Source organism: uncultured Aliiroseovarius sp. (assembly GCF_947497285.1).
Taxonomy (GTDB): domain Bacteria; phylum Pseudomonadota; class Alphaproteobacteria; order Rhodobacterales; family Rhodobacteraceae; genus Aliiroseovarius.
In genome coordinates this window covers 225,353-243,661 of sequence record NZ_CANMFT010000002.1, presented here as the reverse complement: position 1 = coordinate 243,661, position 18,309 = coordinate 225,353, and the positions used below count along the sequence as shown (strand labels likewise).

Below are 18,309 nucleotides of genomic sequence, written 5' to 3'. Positions count from 1 at the left end.
TACCCCCTTAAGATTTCTGGAACATGGCGAGCATACGCCGTGTCACGAGGAAGCCACCGAAGATGTTGATCCCGGCCATGAAGATGGACACCGCCGCCAACAAGATCACAAGGAACGACCCCGACCCGATCTGCATCAGCGCGCCCAAAATGATGATCGACGAAATGGCATTGGTGACCGCCATCAGCGGTGTGTGCAACGAATGGCTGACATTCCAGATCACCTGGAAGCCCACAAACACGGCCAGCACAAACACGATGAAGTGCTGCATGAAGCTGGCCGGCGCATAAAGCCCGAGCAGCAGCATCAGCACGCCGCCTACACCCAGCAAAGTGAATTGCTGCTTGGTCTGCGCCTTGAACGCGGCTGCCTCGGCGGCCAGCTTTTCTTCGCGCGTCAGTTCCGGCACCACCGCTTTCGGCTTGGCCGCAATCGCTTGGATTTTCGGAGGCGGCGGCGGGAACGTAATCTCGCCCTGATGGGTGACCGTCGCACCGCGGATCACGTCATCTTCCATGTCGTGATTGATCTTGCCGTCCTTTTCGGGCGTCAGGTCAGTCATCATGTGACGGATGTTGTTGGCATAAAGCGAAGACGCTTGCGAGGCCATGCGCGACGGGAAGTCGGTATAACCGATGATGGTCACGCCATTGTCGGTCACGATCTTTTCGTCCGGGACGGTCAGCTTGCAGTTGCCGCCTTTTTCGGCCGCAAGGTCCACGATGACGCTGCCCGGCTTCATGGCTTTCACCATGTCCTCGGTCCACAACTCGGGTGCTTCGCGGTTCGGGATCAGCGCGGTGGTGATCACGATGTCCACTTCTGGCGCCAATTCACGGAACTTTGCCAACTGGGCTTCGCGGAATTCGGGGCTGGAGACCGAGGCGTAACCACCGGTGGCCGCGCCGTCCTGCTGGTCTTCCTCAAAATCGAGGTAGACGAATTCGGCGCCCATCGATTCAACCTGCTCAGCCACTTCCGGGCGCACGTCGAACGCATAGGTGATCGCGCCCAGCGACGTCGAGGTGCCGATCGCAGCCAGACCCGCCACACCCGCACCGACAACCAGAACCTTGGCAGGGGGAACCTTACCAGCCGCTGTCACCTGCCCGGTGAAGAAGCGGCCGAAATTGTTGCCCGCTTCGATCACCGCGCGGTAGCCCGCGATATTGGCCATGGACGACAGCGCGTCCATCTTCTGCGCGCGGCTGATCCGCGGCACCATTTCCATGGCGATGACATTCGCGCCCGAGGCTTTGGCCTTTTCCATCCCGGTCTCGTTGCCGCCGGGATTGAAGAAACTGATCAGCGTCTTGTCAGCCGACAAACGCTTGAGCTCCGTGTCGTTGGGCGGGCGCACTTTGGCGATGATATCGGCCGCTTTCCACAGCGCGGCGGCGGTCTTGACGACCTCGACACCAGCCTCTTTGTAAGCTGCGTCCGAGAACCCCGCAGCGCTACCTGCCTTGGTTTCGATCACACAGTCATAGCCCAGCTTTTGCAGCATTTGGGCGCTTTCCGGGGTCATTGCGACCCGGTTCTCGCCCTCGAAAACTTCCTTGGGTACACCGATTTTCACAGTCTCTTCCTTCTCCCGTCGTGTGCCGATCGCGGGGCGTTCCCCGGTCCCGGCGGTTTGCTCTGCATCCTATACGCGGCCCGCGCGCAAGATGCTATCGTTACGGAGCGTATTGCGACAATAATGTTTCAATACGCGACTCGTCGTCTTTGGGCAATGCTGCTTTGCAGCACACCCTTCACACCCAGCGACGCACGCGCGCCGCCCATTGCGAATAGTCGTCCCCAAACCGGGCCAGCAGCCCAGCTTCTTCGCCCCGAATGAAGCGCTTGGTGATCAACCATACGAAAATTGGAACCACCACCAGCGCGGGCAAAACGTCCCACCTGAGCACTAGCCCCGCAAGGATCATCGCATCGCCCAGATAGATCGGGTTGCGTGTCAGGCGATAGATCCCGGTTTTCAGGAATGACGTCGGCACCTCTCGCGGTATGACCGAGGTGCGGGCGCGCCGAAACTCCCACATCGCCAACCCCATCAGTCCGAAGCCAAATACGATCAGCGCATTGCCCAGCCCATGCGTCCAGCCCAACCCAAACCCCAGACCGGGAACAGCCCGGTCCAGCGCAAACGCAGCGCCAGCCAGCACCGCAAGCCAGACCGGCGGCATATCAAGCCAGTGCTTAAGGTTGCGCATCGGGGTCTCCGGTTTCGGTTTTGTCGCTTGGCAAAAGTTGTAACGGTTCGGATGCGATGTGCAACGCGATTTGCGCCCAAATGGGCTTGTTCGGCCCCGTGAAATCCATACTCTACGCTTGAAGCGTGTCAGGAGGGCGAGATGACGGATTTCAACGCAACCAAGCGGCTTTTTTCCCTGCCCGATGGCGTGACCTATCTGGACGGCAATTCACTTGGCCCCTTGCCTGTCGCCGCACAGGACCGGGTGGCGGCCTGCCTGCGCGATGAATGGGGCGAGATGCTGATCACCGGGTGGAACAAGGCGGGCTGGATGGACCAGCCGCGCGCCTTGGGCGACCGGATCGGGCGGCTGATCGGGGCCGCGCCGGGCAGCACGGTCGTGGGCGACACCCTGTCGATCAAGGTCTATCAGGCGCTGGCCTCGGCATTGGAGCTGCGTCCCGACCGCCGGGTGATATTGTCGGACAAAGGCAACTTTCCGACCGACCTTTACATGGCTGAAGGTTTGGTGCGCTCGCTGGGTCAGGGGCGCCAGATTGAGACGCCCAGCCCCGAGGACGTTGCCGAGCGCATCACGGCGATCGGAAACGATCTTGCCGTTCTGATGCTGACAGAGGTCGATTACCGCACTGGGCGGCGCCACGACATGGCCGCGTTGATCCGGGCAGCTCACGCGGTCGGGGCCGTGGTGATCTGGGATCTGGCGCATTCGGCAGGCGCGTTCCCGGTTGATGTGACGGGCACGGATGCAGATTTCGCGATTGGCTGCACCTATAAATACCTCAATGGCGGCCCCGGCGCGCCCGCGTTCATCTATGTCGCGCCCCGCCACGCGGATCGCATTCACCCTGCCCTGTCAGGATGGCTGGGCCACGACGCACCCTTTGCCTTCGACCAGGACTATCGCCCCGGCCCCGGCATCGACCGGATGCGCGTCGGCACGCCGCCCGTTTTGCAGATGGCCGCGTTGGACGCCGCTTTGGACATCTGGGATCAGGTGGACATGGACGCCCTGCGCATCCAATCGGTCGCGCTGTGCGAGCGGTTCATTGAGGGGGTCGAGGCCGCCTGCCCTGACCTGACCCTTGCCAGCCCACGCGAGGCGTCCATGCGCGGCTCTCAGGTCAGCTTTCGGTTCGAACACGGCTATGCTGCGATGCAGGCCTTGATCGCGCGTGGCGTGATCGGCGATTTCCGCGCGCCCGACATCATGCGGTTTGGCTTCACGCCGCTCTACATCGACGAAGCGGATGTCGACAGGGCCGTTGAGATCTTGTCTGACATCATGGCGACCCGCCAATGGGACCGGCCCGAGTATCACACCCGGGCCGCCGTCACATAGGTTTAGTGTGCGGGCTGGATGAACGTGCCGTTGCGCAGATCGGCCATCGCCTGCCGCAACTCGTCTTTCGTGTTCATAACGATGGGTCCGTGCCACGCGACGGGTTCACGGATCGGGGCGCCTGCGACCAGCAGAAAGCGCACGCCTTCGGGACCAGCCTGCACGCGCACATCGTCACCTGCGCCAAAACGGACGACAGTGCGGTTGCCGGACAGGTCGCGGATGTTGACCTCCTGCCCCATCACCTCTTTTTCCAGCAGCACACCTTGCGGCGCGGCGGCATCGGTGAAGGCACCCGCGCCTTCGAACACATAGGCGAAGGCCTGACGGCGTGTGTCCACGGGGAACGTCTTGGTCACGCCAGCCGGCACGCTGATATCCAGATACAGCGGGTCCGCCGCGATCCCGTCAACGGGACCGGACTTGCCCCAGAAATCGCCGACAATGACGCGGACCTTGGTGCCGTCATCTTCCTCGATCACCGGAATTTCGACCGACGGCACGTCCTGATAATTCGGCGCGGTCATCTTCAGATCGCGCGGCAGGTTGGCCCAAAGTTGGAACCCGTGCATCTGCCCGCGTGCGTTCGCGTGGGGCATTTCCTGATGCATGATGCCAGAGCCCGCGGTCATCCACTGGATATCGCCCGCACCAAGACTGCCCGCATTGCCAAGGCTGTCCTCATGTTCAACCTCACCGGCCAGAACATAGGTGATGGTTTCAATGCCGCGGTGCGGGTGCCACGGAAATCCCTTCTCAGAGAGACGCGGATCGTCGTTGCGGAAGTCGTCGAACAGCAGGAACGGGTCATAGGCCTCGGGCTCGTGGAAGCCAAAGGCGCGGTGCAGATGAACCCCTGCGCCTTCCAGTGTGGGTTGGGCGTGCGAGGCGGACAGAACGGGACGAATGGACATGTGATCCCCTTTCAGAAGGTGATGTGGCGTTGAGCATCATCTAGGGATGCGCGGCATGCTCTACAATTGCGCGCAGCTTAACAGTCGCTGCGCATTATTGCACAATTCGCGTGTGGGGAAGCGCGCGCGCCGCTTTCGTGTTATACTTGCAGAATTCTTTTATGGATTGAGGCACCTATGGCCCAGCAATTTACCGACGCCGAATGGCAACAGATCGAAACGCATCTGGATCAAGCCCTGAGCCTGGACCCTCAGGCCTATGGCCTGCCGGAACAGCGCGACGGGTCGGTCATCCTGATGTCATGGAACATCCGCAAGTTTGGCGCGGTGGCTGATCGGGATGGCCTCAAGAAAAGCGCAGGCGCGACGCGGATGATCGAACGGATCGCGGCCCAGGCCGACCTGTTGTCGATCCAGGAGCAGCAAGACGACACCGGCGCGTTGGAGGCGCTGGTCGCCGCGCTGAGCCCCGATTATGGCGTCATTTACAGCGACGTGACGGGCCGCAGTCCCGGCTACAAGGGCATGTCGGAACGGTTTGCGTTCCTTTACCGCCATGACCGCGTGCGATTGGGTCACTTGGCCTCGGACCTGTCCTATGATCGCACCGCGATTGCCGCCAACATGAACGAGGCGCTGAAAGCGTCCTTCGATACCAGCGTGCCGGGGCAGGATGACCCCGGCTACCTAGCGCAATTGATGAATTGGGTGCAGAACACCACCCGCCTCATGGGGTCGCAGTTTTCCAAGTTCGTGCAGTTTATCCGCAGCCCCTATCTGGTGGAATTCCTGATTGACGGGCCTGACGGGCAGTATGAGGTCTATGCCGTCAACGCGCATCTTGTTTCGGGGAAAAAGAACGAACGGGAGCAGGAGTTTTTCGCCTTGTTGGAGTGGTTGCTACATGACAGTCGCAAAACCGTCAGCAAGCGCGGCAAGATCATCATGATCATGGGCGATCTGAACCTTGATTTTGACAGCTCGAATGCAGACCGGCGGGTGGGGATTGAGAACTACGTCACCGGGATCAACGCGAAACGGCGGTTGGATGCCAAGGTGAACTTCCCGTTCCTAGATGGCAATTTCAACACCAACGCGCGGCGCACCCAGACCTATGACCATATCGCGTGGCTGGCCGATGACACGCGCCTGCCGCGTGGGCGGCACAACGATCTGGCGGGCACGCTTGGCGCGGACCAGTTCGACTATGGCATGTTCGATTTTACCCAGCTGTTCATGGATGCAGGCCCCGGCCTGTTGCCGAGCGGCACACCGGATTACGACCGGTTCGCCCATGACCTGTCAGACCACATGCCGATCTGGGTCAGATTGCCACTGCCCGCAGACGGGCAGCACAGGTTCACGACGTAGGCACGGGGCAGTCGGCCGGCTCTTTCTTCCAGCACAGCGTTTCTGCCTCACGCGGGCTGGTGACGATAACGTCATAGAAATCACGAGGGTAGATGCCTGTCCACGCGCCCCAGAACGGTGGCACGTATTTCGCCACGGTTTCGACCACGATCAGGTTTTCACCCTGATACATCATTGGAATAACTGGCCCAAGTTGCAGGCGCATCTGGTCACGCGTCAACGGGGACACCCCGTCGCCAAGGCTGACCTTGGAATTGACCCGGCCCAGTTTGCGGGTCTCTTCGTTCGTGCAGTTGCGATTGCACTTTACGACCGTCACGCGCACCCAGCTGGCTTCGCTGGTTTGGGTCATGTATTGAAACATCTCGTCCAGACCTTCAAGCGTGGCCCGGTCGTAGCTTGGAAAGCGCGACAGAAAATCGGACACCGCGTAGTTCGCTTTCAAGGCCTGACTTTGACGGCGGTAGGCGTCGTAATAGGCAAAGGTTGCCTGAAGGCCAAACAGGATCACCGGAAGAATGATGACGCTTTCGACGGTCACCGTGCCCGTTTCTGCCCGCGCAAAGTCACGGACGCGTTGGCCGATCCGGCGGCCAAAGGCCGTCATGGCGGTCAGGGAAGAGGTCATAGGGTCAGACATCTGTTCACTTCCTCATGGCTCGTTCACATAGGACGACACGGCCGCAATGGCCACGCCACCGGACGGATCACGCGGCAGCCCCATCACGAAGGGGGTGGTGCTGAAGAACGGGTCTTTCACAACACAGACACGCACCAGCATAAGATCGCCACCACCACCGGTCGAATATTCGGTCAACGGCTTGATTTCCTCGGCGCGGTCCACACACGGGATGGCACCGGTCGGGAAGGTCCAGCCCGCCTGATCTATGCGGCGCAGATCGACCGAAATCTCGTCCATGCAATTGTAAAACAGCAGCGTTTCGTCACAGATGTTCTGCTTGAATTCTTCCAGCGTCGTCGGACGCCCGTTGCCTAGACGCAGACCGCGGATGTTCAGGTCCAGCGCGCGCTCTAACATTACCGACCGCATGCCGTAAAAGCTCAGCTCGAACGAGGTCAGAAAGATCGTCATGAACAACGGAAACCAGAGCACGAACTCGATTGTCGAACTGCCTTCCGAGGCACGCAACCAGCGCTGCAATCTCTTATATGCCTGTTTCATCGGTTTCATTCCAATTGCCTTCGCTGGGTCGGGTGGCTCAGCGTTCCCCCAAACGCCGCGTTTCACCAACTCAGCCCGGTTTGCCCAGACGGATCAGTTGACCAGTCTAAGCTTGTTGATGTCCTCTGCGATCTTCGAAAAGACCTGTGACAGGTTCACGCTGTTGTCACCCTGGGTGATCTTGTAGTGCAGGCGTTCGCCACCTTTGACAGACGCACATTTCTGCATCGCATCGGTTGCGGTGTCCGGGGTCTCCATCTCGATCGTATAGATCGTCATGCCGGAGTCCTTGGCCGCCTTGCACTGATCCAAGAGGCGTTGGTCGATGTCCTTGGTGCCGTCACCATCGCTGTCATCAGAGTTCGAGATCTTACGGCCCGGCGCGCCCAGCCAGTCGAACCGCTGCAAGAACCCCCAGGTGTATTTCTTCGCCCAGAATTCTTCGTAGGTCAGCTGCTCGGTAATGCTGTTTTCAGGCGTCCGATAGGGCGTGCATTTGTTGCCATTTCTTGACGGGAAGCAATCATTTGCGCCCTGAAAGCCGTAGGGCTTGGGCCGCCAGACAGTCTCACCGGTGCTCGGATAGAACCACTGATAGCTGTCAGAGCTTTCGCGGTAGACAGACATGATATCGCGGTCGTTATAGGTGTTCAGCCAGAACGGCGATAGACCGGTGCGGAACCCATCAAACAAGTGGTGATGGTTGGTGTTCTGACCATCTGTCATCAGCACCAGAAATTTCGACGAGGCGGTTGTGGCCGGGTTGAACGGGCGCCCGGCGAAGTCGCCATGCACGACTTGATCGGCAATCAGGCTTGTCACGACAGGTTGCGCCTTATGGTGCAAAAGCGCCGTGCCCCATTTCATGCCGATATCAATCGCGGTGTCGCCCGAAGCGTTAAGCGCGTTGATCTTCGTTTCCATATCGGTGGGCGAATCTTCGAACGCGACCACCTCGCGCCAGCTGTCGGTGTGGCACGACAGATAAGCGTCGCCGTTGTTGTTCTTGTAGTTGCCACCATAGCGCAGAAACTTGGCAGACTGGTCAATCGCCACATCGGGATCAACGGCCGTCTCTTTGAAGTCTGCATCTTCGAACGTCGCACAATAGGCGATGTTCTGGGCATCGTTGCGGGTAAATTTGCTCAGCACAGTCGACCCGACATTCACCTGCGTCGAATACGGCACGAGCGAGATCGAAGTCTTGCGCTTCGTCAACGTGCACTCGGTGGCTTTGGTTGGATCATTCGGGTTGCACAGCAGCAGGTTGGAAAACTCTTTCGCCGCTTTGCGAAGCTCGTAAATCTTGGTTTTACCAGTCGTCGCCAGTTTGTCCATTGACCCGGACACGTCCACTACCAGCGACACCTCGGTCAATTGGTTGATCTTTGCCGCACCGCCACTTGCAGGGGCTGTCAGGTAATGCACACCAACGGCTTTCAGGAACGGCGTGCTCACATTCATATGGGCTCTGCCGGTGACCCGTGTGCCGTCTGCACCAACCTCGACCGTTACGTCTTCGGCCTTGATGAAGTTCCCCAGACCGGATCGTGCGAAATAGTCCAGCACGACACCTTTACGGTCACTTTCCTGATCGGGATGGGCAGCAGCCAGAAGCGCGCGGTCCATCGTGGCTTGAATGCGCGTGCGATTCAGCTCGGTGCGCATCAGATCGATCGACAGGCCCGACACAATCAGCATGGCGACAAACAGCAGCAGGGCAAAGTTGAACATTGCCCCCTCTTCGTCACGCGTGAATGCGCCAACGCGCCCCGACCGGTCCGCCTGACCCAAATCGACACGCAATCCTTTCAACAGGCTTTTCAAATGAGCCATATCGAACTCCCTTCCCGCACATCAGTGCGGTACCAATTAACAGCCACCACCACTTTTAAGACTTCGTGAAATAACCTGAAGCCTATGGCGAAATTAAGGCATTCTTAAGTGAATTGCGAGCACGAGATGCACGATCACCTTCATTGTGCCGTCATGGGCAACAATAGCGGTGTATTTAGGCACTAAACCCTCAACCGTTTCCAAAACCAAGCAGAATTCTAGGGTGGTATGTTTATGAAATGGGCCTACGCTGGGGTTGGAAACGCCGCTGATTAACGATTCTGCGGCACTGCAGAAAAGAAAAAGTCGAGGTAAAAAATGGCCCAGACGAACGAACCAAGCTTCCGTGAATCCGTCGATTTGATGTTTAACAGGGCGGTCGCCCTGATGGACCTTCCACCTGGGCTTGAAGAAAAGATTCGCGTCTGTAACGCCACCTATACCGTGCGGTTCGGGGTGCGTCTGCGCGGCGAAATTCGCACCTTCACCGGCTATCGCTCGGTCCACTCGGAACATATGGAGCCGGTCAAGGGCGGCATTCGCTTTGCGATGGGCGTCAACCAGGATGAGGTCGAGGCGCTGGCCGCCCTGATGACCTATAAATGCGCCTTGGTCGAAACGCCGTTTGGCGGGTCAAAGGGTGGTCTCAGGATCGACCCGCGCCAGTATGAGGAACACGAGCTGGAACTGATCACCCGCCGGTTCGCCTATGAACTGGCCAAGCGCGACCTGATCAATCCGTCGCAGAACGTCCCTGCCCCCGATATGGGCACTGGCGAACGTGAAATGGCATGGATCGCCGACCAATACGCCCGGATGAACACCACCGACATCAACGCGCGCGCCTGTGTCACGGGCAAGCCGACACATGCAGGCGGCATCAATGGACGGGTCGAGGCGACGGGCCGCGGTGTGCAATATGGACTGCGTGAATTCTTCCGCCACCCCGAGGATGTCAAGAAGGCACGCTTGTCGGGCAAGCTTGAGGGCAAGCGCGTGATTGTCCAAGGTTTGGGCAATGTGGGCTATCACGCCGCCAAGTTCCTGTCCGAACAAGACGGGGCGAAGATCGTCGGAATCATCGAACGCGACGGGGCGCTGACCGACCCCAAGGGGCTTGATGTTGAAGCGGTTCATCACTGGATCTCCTTACACGGGGGCGTCAAGGGATTTGCTGATGCCACCTATGTCAAAGACGGGGCATCGGTTCTGGAAGAAGAATGCGATATCCTGATCCCTGCCGCCCTTGAGGGCGTGATCAATCTGACCAATGCTGACCGGATCAAGGCACCTTTGATTATCGAAGCGGCGAACGGACCCGTCACTTCAGGCGCAGATAAAGTCTTGCGCGAAAAGAAAACGGTCATCATTCCAGACCTTTACGCGAATGCGGGCGGTGTGACGGTCAGCTATTTCGAGTGGGTCAAGAACCTGAGCCACATCCGGTTCGGTCGCATGCAGCGCCGTCAGGAAGAGGCGCGCCACCAGCTGGTGGTGGACGAGCTTGAACGGTTGGACCGCTATCTGGGCGACGCCTGGTCGATGACACCGCAATTCAAAGAACAATATCTGCGCGGCGCGGACGAGCTGGAACTGGTGCGATCAGGCCTGGATGACACAATGCGCACCGCCTATCAGGACATGCGCGAGGTCTGGCACGAACGCGATGACGTGGATGACCTGCGTATGGCGGCCTATATCGTCGCCATCCGGCGCGTGGCTGCCAGCTATCGCGCGAAGGGTCTGTAAAGCTTGCGCCCACCTTGTTTCATCATGAGGTGGGCGCGCTAAGTCATTGGTAAAATGGACCTACTGGCGCAAACGCTCGGCCTTTGCCGCGTCTTGCAACGACCAGTATTGCAGCGCGTCCCGTATCCCTTCAGCCGCCTTTTGACGCCATGCCGCATCTTGCAAAAGCTTGCGGTCGCGCGGCGAGGACAGAAATCCAAGTTCAATCAGCGCCGACGGGATGTCGGGCGCTTTCAAAACCGAAAACCCCGCCTTAAGGCGCGGTGACTTGTAGCTGGACCCGGTGGCGGAGTAGATCCCTTCGACCAGGCTGTCCGCCAGCGCCTCGGATCGGGGTGTCGTTTCGTTGCGGGCCAGATCCATCAGAACCAACGCCACTTCGTCATCCTGTCGGGACAGATCAACCCCGGCCAACAGATCCTCGCGATCATGGCGTTCAGCCAAGGCTTGCGACGCGATATCCGAGGCCTCGTCTGACAAGGTATAAACCGTTGCCCCGGTGGCCCGCCCCTGCGCCAGCGCATCGGCATGCAGGGACAGAAACACATCCGCCCCGGCGCGCCGTGCGATCGTGACGCGTTCCTCCAAGGGCACAAACACGTCCCGTTCGCGGGTCAGAACCACTTTGAAGCCGCCCGCGCGCAACAGGGCCTCCTTCAGCTCCAGCGCGAAGGTCAGCATCAGATCCGCCTCGACCGCACCTTCGCGTTCTGCGCCCGGATCGATGCCGCCATGGCCCGGATCCAGCACCACGACCACATCCCCAAACCCTGTTTGACGCGTTTTGGGCGACGGCATCGGGCGCGGCGCGGCCTGTGTGAAAACGGCGCTGGCAGGGGCGCCTGCAGCGTCTGCGAACGCCGCTGCTGTCGACTGCGCCAACGCAAGGTGGATCGTTGCGTCGCTGTCCGGAGTTGCCTCCATCCATGCGCGCTCTACGATCATCGGGTGCGCCAAGGTCAGCACAAGGCGCGTCCAGCCGGGGCGATATAGCCCCGCGCGGATGTCCGAAAAATGATCCGACGCCGCCATCAGGGCCGCAATGTCCAACCCGTCCCAGGCCAGTTCCGAGACGTCCACGACCACCCGCTGTGGGTCGTCCAGCGTGAAGACCCGCCACGGCACCGTGCGCGTCATGGCGATGTCGATCCTGACGCCGCGCCACCGGTCTTGAACGGAGACGCCGTCGCCAGTCAACCGGGCAAGACCGCTAAGCCCTTGGGGTGGTGCGGGAACTTCCGCAGAAATGGCTGAAGACGACGGGCTAGCGGGCGGCGGCGTAGCACCCGGAGCGACCGTGTCGCCGGCGGCCTCAACCGCCGCATCCTCAGCGACAATGCGCGCAGGTTTGGGCGGCGGGATGGGCGAGGTTTCTGGGGCTGCATTGTCCTGCTGCGCAAAGGCGGGCGGCACACAAATGCCGCCCAAAGCCGCGACAAGCCCTATGGCCCGCAGGGCTGCGCCAGCTTTAAGCCTGATCATGGATGACATGCTGCTTTGACTCTGCCTGAATTCTTGACGTGCACGAACCTTAGCAAGCCCGTCCTTCAAGGTCAGCCACCAATCCGCATCCTTCACCCTTCGTTGCGCTTGGCTGCAATGATCGCTTCCATCTGCTCCAGCGGCATGTAGCCGCGCGCCATGTCGTCATGCATCACAAAGGCAGGTGTGCCAGTGATCTGAAGTCGTTGGCCCAAAGCGCGGTTTTCTGCCAGAACGGCCTCGACCTCGGGGGCGTCCATGCGTGCAGCGATGGCCGCGCCGTCCAGGTCCAACCCATCTGCAAGCTTGATCAACGATTGCGCGCTGATATTGCCGCGCACGGTGATCAGGGCCTCATGCAGCTTTTCATAGGCCTCTTCCCCGAACAGTTGTTGTCCGGCGATGGCGAAGCGCGACGACAGAACACTGGCTTCGGTCAGGATCGGGTATTCCTTCAAAATCAGACGGATGTTGGGATCTTTCTCTAGAAGCTCCTGCACCACGTCATAGGATTTGCGGCAATACCCACATTGGTAATCCACGAATTCGACAATCGTGATGTCACCATCGGGGTTGCCCGATACATGCGAAAAACCGTCGCTGAACAGGGCGTCTGCATTCACCCGAACCAGATCCTTGTCAAGCGCGCCCTGCGCGGCCGCCTGACGTTCCTCAAGAACGCCGATGGCCTCCATCAGAACTTCGGGATTGTCCATCAGATAGGCGCGCACCTCGTCCCGAAATGCGTTGCGGTTGTCGTCGGACAGGTTGGTCATATCATGCGCCATCGTCGGCAGCGCCGTGCAGAGGGTCAAGGCGGCTGTCAGGGCAAGGCCAGTGGTCTTCTTCATCACGTCTTTCCGTTCCTGTTCACATGCCCCGTGCAGGGCCACGTTGTTCATATCAGACCTCTGCGCGAGGTCAGCGCACATTTGCGCGATCACCAGAGCGTTTACGCCATTTGCAGGGCGCATCCAACTGCCAATTCGACGCGCCATCCGCCATTGACTTCATGCGCGCCCGGATGCACCTAGACCTCAACAGCCAGCGAGGGACCGATGAAAAAATCAAGCCGAGGTGTCGTTGATCCATTCATCGTGATGGATGTGATGGAAGCCGCGCGCGCCGCCGAGGCCGCCGGGCGCCACATCATCCACATGGAGGTCGGCCAACCCTCGACCCCCGCCCCGGCCAAGGCGCGCAATACACTGGCCCAAACGATGGACCGCGACGCGCTAGGCTACACCGTGGCCCTGGGCCTGCCCGCCCTTCGGGAAGGCATCGCAAACCTTTACAAAGATTGGTATAACCTCGATCTGGACCCGGCGCGCGTGGTGGTCACGCCGGGCAGTTCAGGCGCCTTTATTCTGGCCTTCACCGCGCTGTTTGATGCGGGCGACAAAGTCGGGTTGGGCGAGCCGGGATATCCATCTTACCGGCAGATCCTGAAAGCCCTGAACCTGACACCGGTCGGCATTCCGACCCGCCCGGAGCATCGACTGCAACCCGTGCCGTCCGAGATCCCCGGCGACCTGGCGGGCCTGATCACCGCCTCGCCCGCGAACCCCTCCGGCACCATGCTGGACCATGCCGCGCTTGAGGCGCTGATCGGCACCTGCCATGATCAGGGCACCAGCTTTATCGCAGACGAGATCTATCACGGTCTGCAATATGAGGACCGCGCCGTGTCCGCACTGGAGGTGTCGGATGACATCTATGTGATCAACAGCTTCTCAAAATACTTTTCGATGACCGGGTGGCGCGTGGGCTGGATGGTGGTTCCCGAAGACCACATCCGGCTGGTCGAACGTCTGGCCCAGAACATGTTTATCTGCCCACCTCATGCCAGCCAGATTGCCGCCCTTGCCGCGCTGGACGCCCGCGACGAGCTGGATGCAAATCTGGCCACCTATGCCGCCAATCGTCAGTTGATGATCGAGGGGTTGCCAAAGGCCGGGTTTGACAAATTCGCCCCGCCTGATGGCGCGTTCTATATCTACGCTGATGTCAGCGACCTGACCAATGACAGCCGTGCCCTTGCGGCCGAAATTCTGGACAAGGCCGGTGTCGCGGTCACGCCCGGCATGGATTTCGATCCTGTGCGCGGGCACCAGACGTTGCGGTTTTCCTATGCGCGGTCGACCGAAGACATCCAGGAAGGGCTTGCGCGACTGGCTGCGTTCCTGCAGACACACCCACGCAAAGCGCGCTGAACCTGCCGCGGCGAAACAAAACCCCGCTGTTACGCCAATATGGGGAATGCGTGCCGCTCCGCAGATCTCGGATTTTCTTTGATTGGTAGACAATCCTCCGGATTTCACTCGTTTGGCGCGCACCCTCCCCATAAATAGTGATGAGACTGCTTATAATTTGCTGAAATTTGGCAGATTCTGGCCCGTTGGGTCTTTTTTCGGTCATGGTTTCCTGCAATTAAACCAATGTTCAGGCACGCGCTCTATTTTGAGCCGCAGGACATAGACAGACACCGCCGTCCGAAGGTTCGGGCGTGTAACCAGTAAGAAGAGAGCAGAATTAGATGCCGACCCATACCCTTAAGTTTTACGACCTCGATCCTTCAGGCGTCATTCCAACCGGGACCGGGTCCACCTTCGTCTGGTCCGGGCCGACCACCGCCACTGGGACGGCAACAATCACTGACAACGAAAGCGGCATTCAAGGCCAAACGCTGGACGATGACAGCGATGGCGGTGAAAGCGCGTTCGGCAATGCGACGATTGGCGCGGACACATCCTCTGGCGTCAACATGGATGCGGAACTGGTCTGGACCGTGCGCGACACGGTCACCGGAGAGGAATTCGAAGTCGTCCAGCTGCAGGTCGAAGGCGGCGATGCCAGCGGCTATTACACCATGTCTGAAACGCCCTTCATCGCGGGGCGCAGCTATGAAATCGTCGACTATGACAGCAACCCGGATGTCACGGCAGGTGACCCCGCCTTCACCTACTCCGACCAGGTCGATGGCATTCTGACCGGCACAAGCGGTGATGACGTGATCGACGGCACATTCGTCGACGAAGACGGTGAAGTTGTCGATGGCAACGACAGCGTGAGCACTGGTGGCAATGACGATGTGATCTATGGCTACGGCGGCAACGACACAATCTCGTCCGGTGCAGCCAATGACACGATCGAAGGCGGCGCAGGCAATGACACGATTGATGGTGGCACTGGCGACGACGTCATCTATGGCGATGACAAACCCGCCACCGCGACCGAAGAGGTGCTGGACTGGAGCGCACAAGGCGGCGACGGCACCAACCTGAGCGCCGGCTTCACCCAGAACACCGGCGAGATGGACGTCTCGGTCAGTTTTTCCAGCGATGGCACGAACAGCCCGGAATACCGGGTCGAGACAAGCGACACAATTTATGTCGGGTCCGGTGAAGACTTCGACGACAATTCAAGCCTTTACCTTTTTGGCGATGGTGACAGCACGACTTCGACCACCACGATCGACTTTGCAGCCGCGACCGGCAGCACGTCGCTTGATGATGTGGAAAACGTGTCCTTCCGCATCAATGACGTGGACTGGGGTTCGGGCAACCACACCGATGTGGTGACCGTCAACGCGATCGACGCCAACGGAAACCCGGTCACCGTCACACTGACACCGGGCGGTGGCGACACCGTTTCGGGCAACACGGTCACAGCCAACAACGTATCGGAAAGCCAATCTGATCTGGGCGGATCGGTGCTGGTCGAAATCGCCGGCCCTGTCAGCGAGATCGAGATCATCTATGGCAACGCCCAATCCGGCACCCAGGCGGTCTGGGTTTCGGACGTGCATTTCGACACCATCCCCGACACCTCGATTGGTGGCAATGACACGATCGATGGTGGCGATGGCGACGACATTATCTATGGTCAGGGTGGCAACGATACGCTGACCGGTGGGTCCGGGTCCGACACGCTTGACGGTGGCGATGGCGATGACACGCTGAATGTCGGCGCGGGTGACACGGTGTCTGGTGGCACCGGCTCGGACACGATCAACCTTGATCCGACAGATGGGCTGGATGGATCTGGGTCGACGATCACCATCGACGGTGGCGAAGATGATGATGATGGCGACACGGATACGCTTTATCTGAACCACCTGGTCGATGACTGGGATGATGTGGTCTTTGATCCCGGCAATTCAGAGAACGGGACGGCCACGCTGTCCGACGGCACCACGCTGACCTTCACCAACATCGAAAACGTCATCATCTGCTTTACGACCGACACAATGATCATGACCGATCACGGCGAACGCCCGATCCAGGATCTGCGTCCCGGCGACATGGTCGTGACACGCGATCACGGGGTGCAACCGATCCGCTGGGTTGGCCAAAAAACCACGCAAGGTCAGGGTGATCTGGCCCCGGTGCGCATTGGCAAGGGGCTGTTCGGCAACGACCGGTCGTTGTTGGTGTCGCCGCAACACCGGATGGTTTACGAAGGCCACAACGCCACGTTGTTGTTCGCTGAGCGCGAAGTCATGATCCCTGCCAAGCACCTGATCAACGGCAGCGATGTGGTGATCGAACCGCAGGCCGAGATTACCTATTTCCACATGTTGTTCGATCAACACGAGGTTGTCTTTGCCAATGGCGCGGCAACGGAAAGCTTCCATCCGGGTCATGAGGGGCTGGGGGCGATCGACGCCGCCGCCCGTGAAGAGCTGTTTACACTCTTCCCCGAGCTTCGTTCCGATCCGCGCCACTATGGTGATACGGCCCGCATGGTTCTGCGTGCCTACGAAGCCCGCGCCTTGCCGCGCGTCGCCTGATTACGGCGACTGACCAAACGAAATGCGGGCGCCCTTGATGGCGCCCGTTTTCATTTTTACGGCTCGGTCAGGGATCACTCTATCCCATTTGCCCGTTGCACCGCGCGAATGAACGCAACGACATCCGCAACCTCAGCGCGGGAAATCCCTTCGACCGGTGCCATATCTCCAAACCGCCAGTGATGGGCACGGACCCCAAGCTCGGCCGCCCGGAAAAAGGCCGCGTCGCCGTGGTGCGAGGGTTCATAAATCTTGTGGATCAATGGCGGCCCTGCCCCGTCGATACCGCCAGCCGTTTCGCCGTGGCAGGATGCACATTTGGCAAGAAACACCGTCTGTCCGAGGCGTTGAGCGTCTTCAAGCGCGGGCATATTCACCGCAACCAGTTGAGCGCCCGAGGCAGCCGCAGGGGGCATTGCGCCATCCGCCGACCCCGCCGCGCCACTGTCATCACGCCCTGAAAGGCGCGACAGGCTTAGCCCGGCCATGGCAAGCGCCACCACGGCGACACCTGCAAACGCAGTCTTTCGGTTTGATCGAATCATGATGTCTCCCTTTTCAAGGAAGACCTTGGGCATTCCAGCTAGGGGAAGGTCAACACCCGTCGCCATCGCTTGGTCATTCTATGCAGGCACCGGCGCGCGATCGCGGGTGGCCCAATCGCGGGCGGCATCACCAAAGGCTGTGAACAACACCCGTGACACGGGGTCTTCGGCTGCCATGTATTCCGGGTGCCACTGCACGGACAGGGTAAAGCCCGGCGCATCCCGGATAAACAGCGCCTCGGGCGTTCCGTCATCGGCATGACCTTCGATCACAATGCGCGAACCGGCGGTCTTGATCCCCTGCCCGTGCAGCGTATTGGTGCGCACCCGGCGAGAGCCGAAAAGCTGGTGAAAGACGCCGCCTTCCTCAAAATGGACGTCGTGGCGGATGGCGAACTTTTCCTCAAGCGTGCCATCGGGTGGCATCCGGTGGTTCATCCGGCCCGGCAGGTCGCGGATCTCGGGATAAAGCGTGCCGCCCATGGCGACGTTGACCTCTTGAAACCCACGGCAAATGCCGAAAAAGGGCTGGCCGCGATCCACGCAGGCGCGGATCAGGGGCAAGGTGATGGCGTCGCGGCAGCGGTCAAATTCGCCATGCGCTTCGGTTTCGTCTTCGCCATATTCGGCCGGGTGCACATTGGGACGCCCCCCAGTGAACAGAAACCCGTCGCATGTTTCCAGCAATTCGTCGACCGAGACGAAGCGCGGATCGGACGGCACGATCAGCGGTAGGCACCCCGCCACCTGTGCGATTGCTTCGGAATTCATCGTCCCGCCGGCGTGGCTGGGATACTGGTCATTGATCAGGTAGGTATTGCCAATGATACCGATGATGGGGCGTCTCATGCCTGCTCCGCAATAGCGTTCGATTGCA

At 59.8% G+C, this 18,309-nt stretch carries 15 protein-coding genes; 5 read left to right on the top strand and 10 right to left on the bottom strand.

Features of this window, described 5'->3' with window-relative positions; all coding sequences use genetic code 11:
* Nucleotides 1–7: 7 nt before the first annotated feature.
* On the bottom strand, nucleotides 8–1,579 hold the full coding sequence (locus Q0864_RS04645; RefSeq protein ID WP_248363319.1) for a Re/Si-specific NAD(P)(+) transhydrogenase subunit alpha: 1,572 nt from the start codon (nucleotides 1,577–1,579) through the stop codon (nucleotides 8–10).
* Between the two features lie 178 nt (nucleotides 1,580–1,757).
* On the bottom strand, nucleotides 1,758–2,216 hold the full coding sequence (locus Q0864_RS04640; protein WP_248363321.1) for an isoprenylcysteine carboxylmethyltransferase family protein: 459 nt from the start codon (nucleotides 2,214–2,216) through the stop codon (nucleotides 1,758–1,760).
* A 141-nt stretch (nucleotides 2,217–2,357) separates the two neighbouring features.
* Between Q0864_RS04640 and kynU the strand changes: the two genes are divergently transcribed.
* Nucleotides 2,358–3,560 carry a kynureninase gene (gene kynU, locus Q0864_RS04635; RefSeq protein WP_298566582.1) on the top strand — a complete coding sequence of 401 codons (1,203 nt, stop codon included), beginning with the start codon at nucleotides 2,358–2,360 and terminating at the stop codon, nucleotides 3,558–3,560.
* A 2-nt stretch (nucleotides 3,561–3,562) separates the two neighbouring features.
* Here kynU and Q0864_RS04630 read toward each other — a convergent pair whose 3' ends face one another.
* On the bottom strand, nucleotides 3,563–4,474 hold the full coding sequence (locus tag Q0864_RS04630; RefSeq protein WP_298566580.1) for a pirin family protein: 912 nt from the start codon (nucleotides 4,472–4,474) through the stop codon (nucleotides 3,563–3,565).
* Between the two features lie 177 nt (nucleotides 4,475–4,651).
* On the opposite strand from Q0864_RS04630, the gene Q0864_RS04625 reads away from it, so the two are divergent.
* Complete coding sequence (locus Q0864_RS04625; RefSeq protein WP_298566579.1) at nucleotides 4,652–5,845, top strand: hypothetical protein; 1,194 nt, start codon at nucleotides 4,652–4,654, stop codon at nucleotides 5,843–5,845.
* Here the strand turns inward: Q0864_RS04625 and Q0864_RS04620 are convergent.
* The 3 genes from Q0864_RS04620 to Q0864_RS04610 form a co-directional block, all read right to left on the bottom strand.
* Nucleotides 5,835–6,485: a hypothetical protein gene (locus Q0864_RS04620; protein ID WP_298566578.1), complete on the bottom strand. Its 651-nt coding sequence runs from the start codon at nucleotides 6,483–6,485 to the stop codon at nucleotides 5,835–5,837. The genes Q0864_RS04625 and Q0864_RS04620 overlap by 11 nt on opposite strands.
* A gap of 12 nt (nucleotides 6,486–6,497) precedes the next feature.
* The gene (locus Q0864_RS04615; protein WP_298566577.1) at nucleotides 6,498–7,037 is read right to left on the bottom strand and encodes a TadE/TadG family type IV pilus assembly protein; all 540 of its coding nucleotides are present in this window, start codon (nucleotides 7,035–7,037) and stop codon (nucleotides 6,498–6,500) included.
* 84 nt (nucleotides 7,038–7,121) lie between these two features.
* Complete coding sequence (locus Q0864_RS04610) at nucleotides 7,122–8,864, bottom strand: TadE/TadG family type IV pilus assembly protein (protein WP_298566576.1); 1,743 nt, start codon at nucleotides 8,862–8,864, stop codon at nucleotides 7,122–7,124.
* Between the two features lie 318 nt (nucleotides 8,865–9,182).
* On the opposite strand from Q0864_RS04610, the gene Q0864_RS04605 reads away from it, so the two are divergent.
* Nucleotides 9,183–10,613 carry a Glu/Leu/Phe/Val dehydrogenase gene (locus Q0864_RS04605; RefSeq protein ID WP_298566575.1) on the top strand — a complete coding sequence of 477 codons (1,431 nt, stop codon included), beginning with the start codon at nucleotides 9,183–9,185 and terminating at the stop codon, nucleotides 10,611–10,613.
* Between the two features lie 60 nt (nucleotides 10,614–10,673).
* Here the strand turns inward: Q0864_RS04605 and Q0864_RS04600 are convergent, their stop codons facing one another.
* Complete coding sequence (locus Q0864_RS04600) at nucleotides 10,674–12,095, bottom strand: N-acetylmuramoyl-L-alanine amidase (protein WP_298566574.1); 1,422 nt, start codon at nucleotides 12,093–12,095, stop codon at nucleotides 10,674–10,676.
* 92 nt (nucleotides 12,096–12,187) lie between these two features.
* Nucleotides 12,188–13,093, bottom strand: a complete 906-nt coding sequence (locus Q0864_RS04595) for a DsbA family protein (protein ID WP_298566573.1) — start codon at nucleotides 13,091–13,093, stop codon at nucleotides 12,188–12,190.
* Between the two features lie 60 nt (nucleotides 13,094–13,153).
* On the opposite strand from Q0864_RS04595, the gene Q0864_RS04590 reads away from it, so the two are divergent.
* Both Q0864_RS04590 and Q0864_RS04585 read left to right on the top strand, forming a co-directional pair.
* A complete protein-coding gene (locus Q0864_RS04590) occupies nucleotides 13,154–14,308 on the top strand; it encodes an aminotransferase class I/II-fold pyridoxal phosphate-dependent enzyme (RefSeq protein ID WP_298566571.1) in 1,155 nt (384 codons plus the stop codon).
* Nucleotides 14,309–14,631: 323 nt separating this feature from the next.
* Nucleotides 14,632–16,887, top strand: a complete 2,256-nt coding sequence (locus tag Q0864_RS04585) for a Hint domain-containing protein (protein ID WP_298566570.1) — start codon at nucleotides 14,632–14,634, stop codon at nucleotides 16,885–16,887.
* Between the two features lie 74 nt (nucleotides 16,888–16,961).
* Here the strand turns inward: Q0864_RS04585 and Q0864_RS04580 are convergent, their stop codons facing one another.
* A complete protein-coding gene (locus tag Q0864_RS04580) occupies nucleotides 16,962–17,432 on the bottom strand; it encodes a cytochrome c (protein WP_298566569.1) in 471 nt (156 codons plus the stop codon).
* Nucleotides 17,433–17,510: 78 nt separating this feature from the next.
* The gene (locus tag Q0864_RS04575) at nucleotides 17,511–18,281 is read right to left on the bottom strand and encodes a gamma-glutamyl-gamma-aminobutyrate hydrolase family protein (protein ID WP_298566568.1); all 771 of its coding nucleotides are present in this window, start codon (nucleotides 18,279–18,281) and stop codon (nucleotides 17,511–17,513) included.
* Nucleotides 18,282–18,309 lie beyond the last annotated feature (28 nt).

Excerpts from the sequence above, each read along its gene's own strand:
- Q0864_RS04615 (WP_298566577.1), bottom strand. The coding sequence starts at position 7,037 with ATGAAACCGATGAAACAGGCATATAAGAGATTGCAGCGCTGGTTGCGT.
- Q0864_RS04620 (WP_298566578.1), bottom strand. The coding sequence starts at position 6,485 with ATGTCTGACCCTATGACCTCTTCCCTGACCGCCATGACGGCCTTTGGC.
- Q0864_RS04600 (WP_298566574.1), bottom strand. The coding sequence starts at position 12,095 with ATGATCAGGCTTAAAGCTGGCGCAGCCCTGCGGGCCATAGGGCTTGTC.
- Q0864_RS04580 (WP_298566569.1), bottom strand. The coding sequence starts at position 17,432 with ATGATTCGATCAAACCGAAAGACTGCGTTTGCAGGTGTCGCCGTGGTG.
- Q0864_RS04605 (WP_298566575.1), top strand. The coding sequence starts at position 9,183 with ATGGCCCAGACGAACGAACCAAGCTTCCGTGAATCCGTCGATTTGATG.
- Q0864_RS04595 (WP_298566573.1), bottom strand. The coding sequence starts at position 13,093 with ATGGCGCGTCGAATTGGCAGTTGGATGCGCCCTGCAAATGGCGTAAAC.
- kynU (WP_298566582.1), top strand. The coding sequence starts at position 2,358 with ATGACGGATTTCAACGCAACCAAGCGGCTTTTTTCCCTGCCCGATGGC.
- Q0864_RS04625 (WP_298566579.1), top strand. The coding sequence starts at position 4,652 with ATGGCCCAGCAATTTACCGACGCCGAATGGCAACAGATCGAAACGCAT.
- Q0864_RS04640 (WP_248363321.1), bottom strand. The coding sequence starts at position 2,216 with ATGCGCAACCTTAAGCACTGGCTTGATATGCCGCCGGTCTGGCTTGCG.
- Q0864_RS04575 (WP_298566568.1), bottom strand. The coding sequence starts at position 18,281 with ATGAGACGCCCCATCATCGGTATCATTGGCAATACCTACCTGATCAAT.
- Q0864_RS04630 (WP_298566580.1), bottom strand. The coding sequence starts at position 4,474 with ATGTCCATTCGTCCCGTTCTGTCCGCCTCGCACGCCCAACCCACACTG.
- Q0864_RS04610 (WP_298566576.1), bottom strand. The coding sequence starts at position 8,864 with ATGGCTCATTTGAAAAGCCTGTTGAAAGGATTGCGTGTCGATTTGGGT.
- Q0864_RS04590 (WP_298566571.1), top strand. The coding sequence starts at position 13,154 with ATGAAAAAATCAAGCCGAGGTGTCGTTGATCCATTCATCGTGATGGAT.
- Q0864_RS04585 (WP_298566570.1), top strand. The coding sequence starts at position 14,632 with ATGCCGACCCATACCCTTAAGTTTTACGACCTCGATCCTTCAGGCGTC.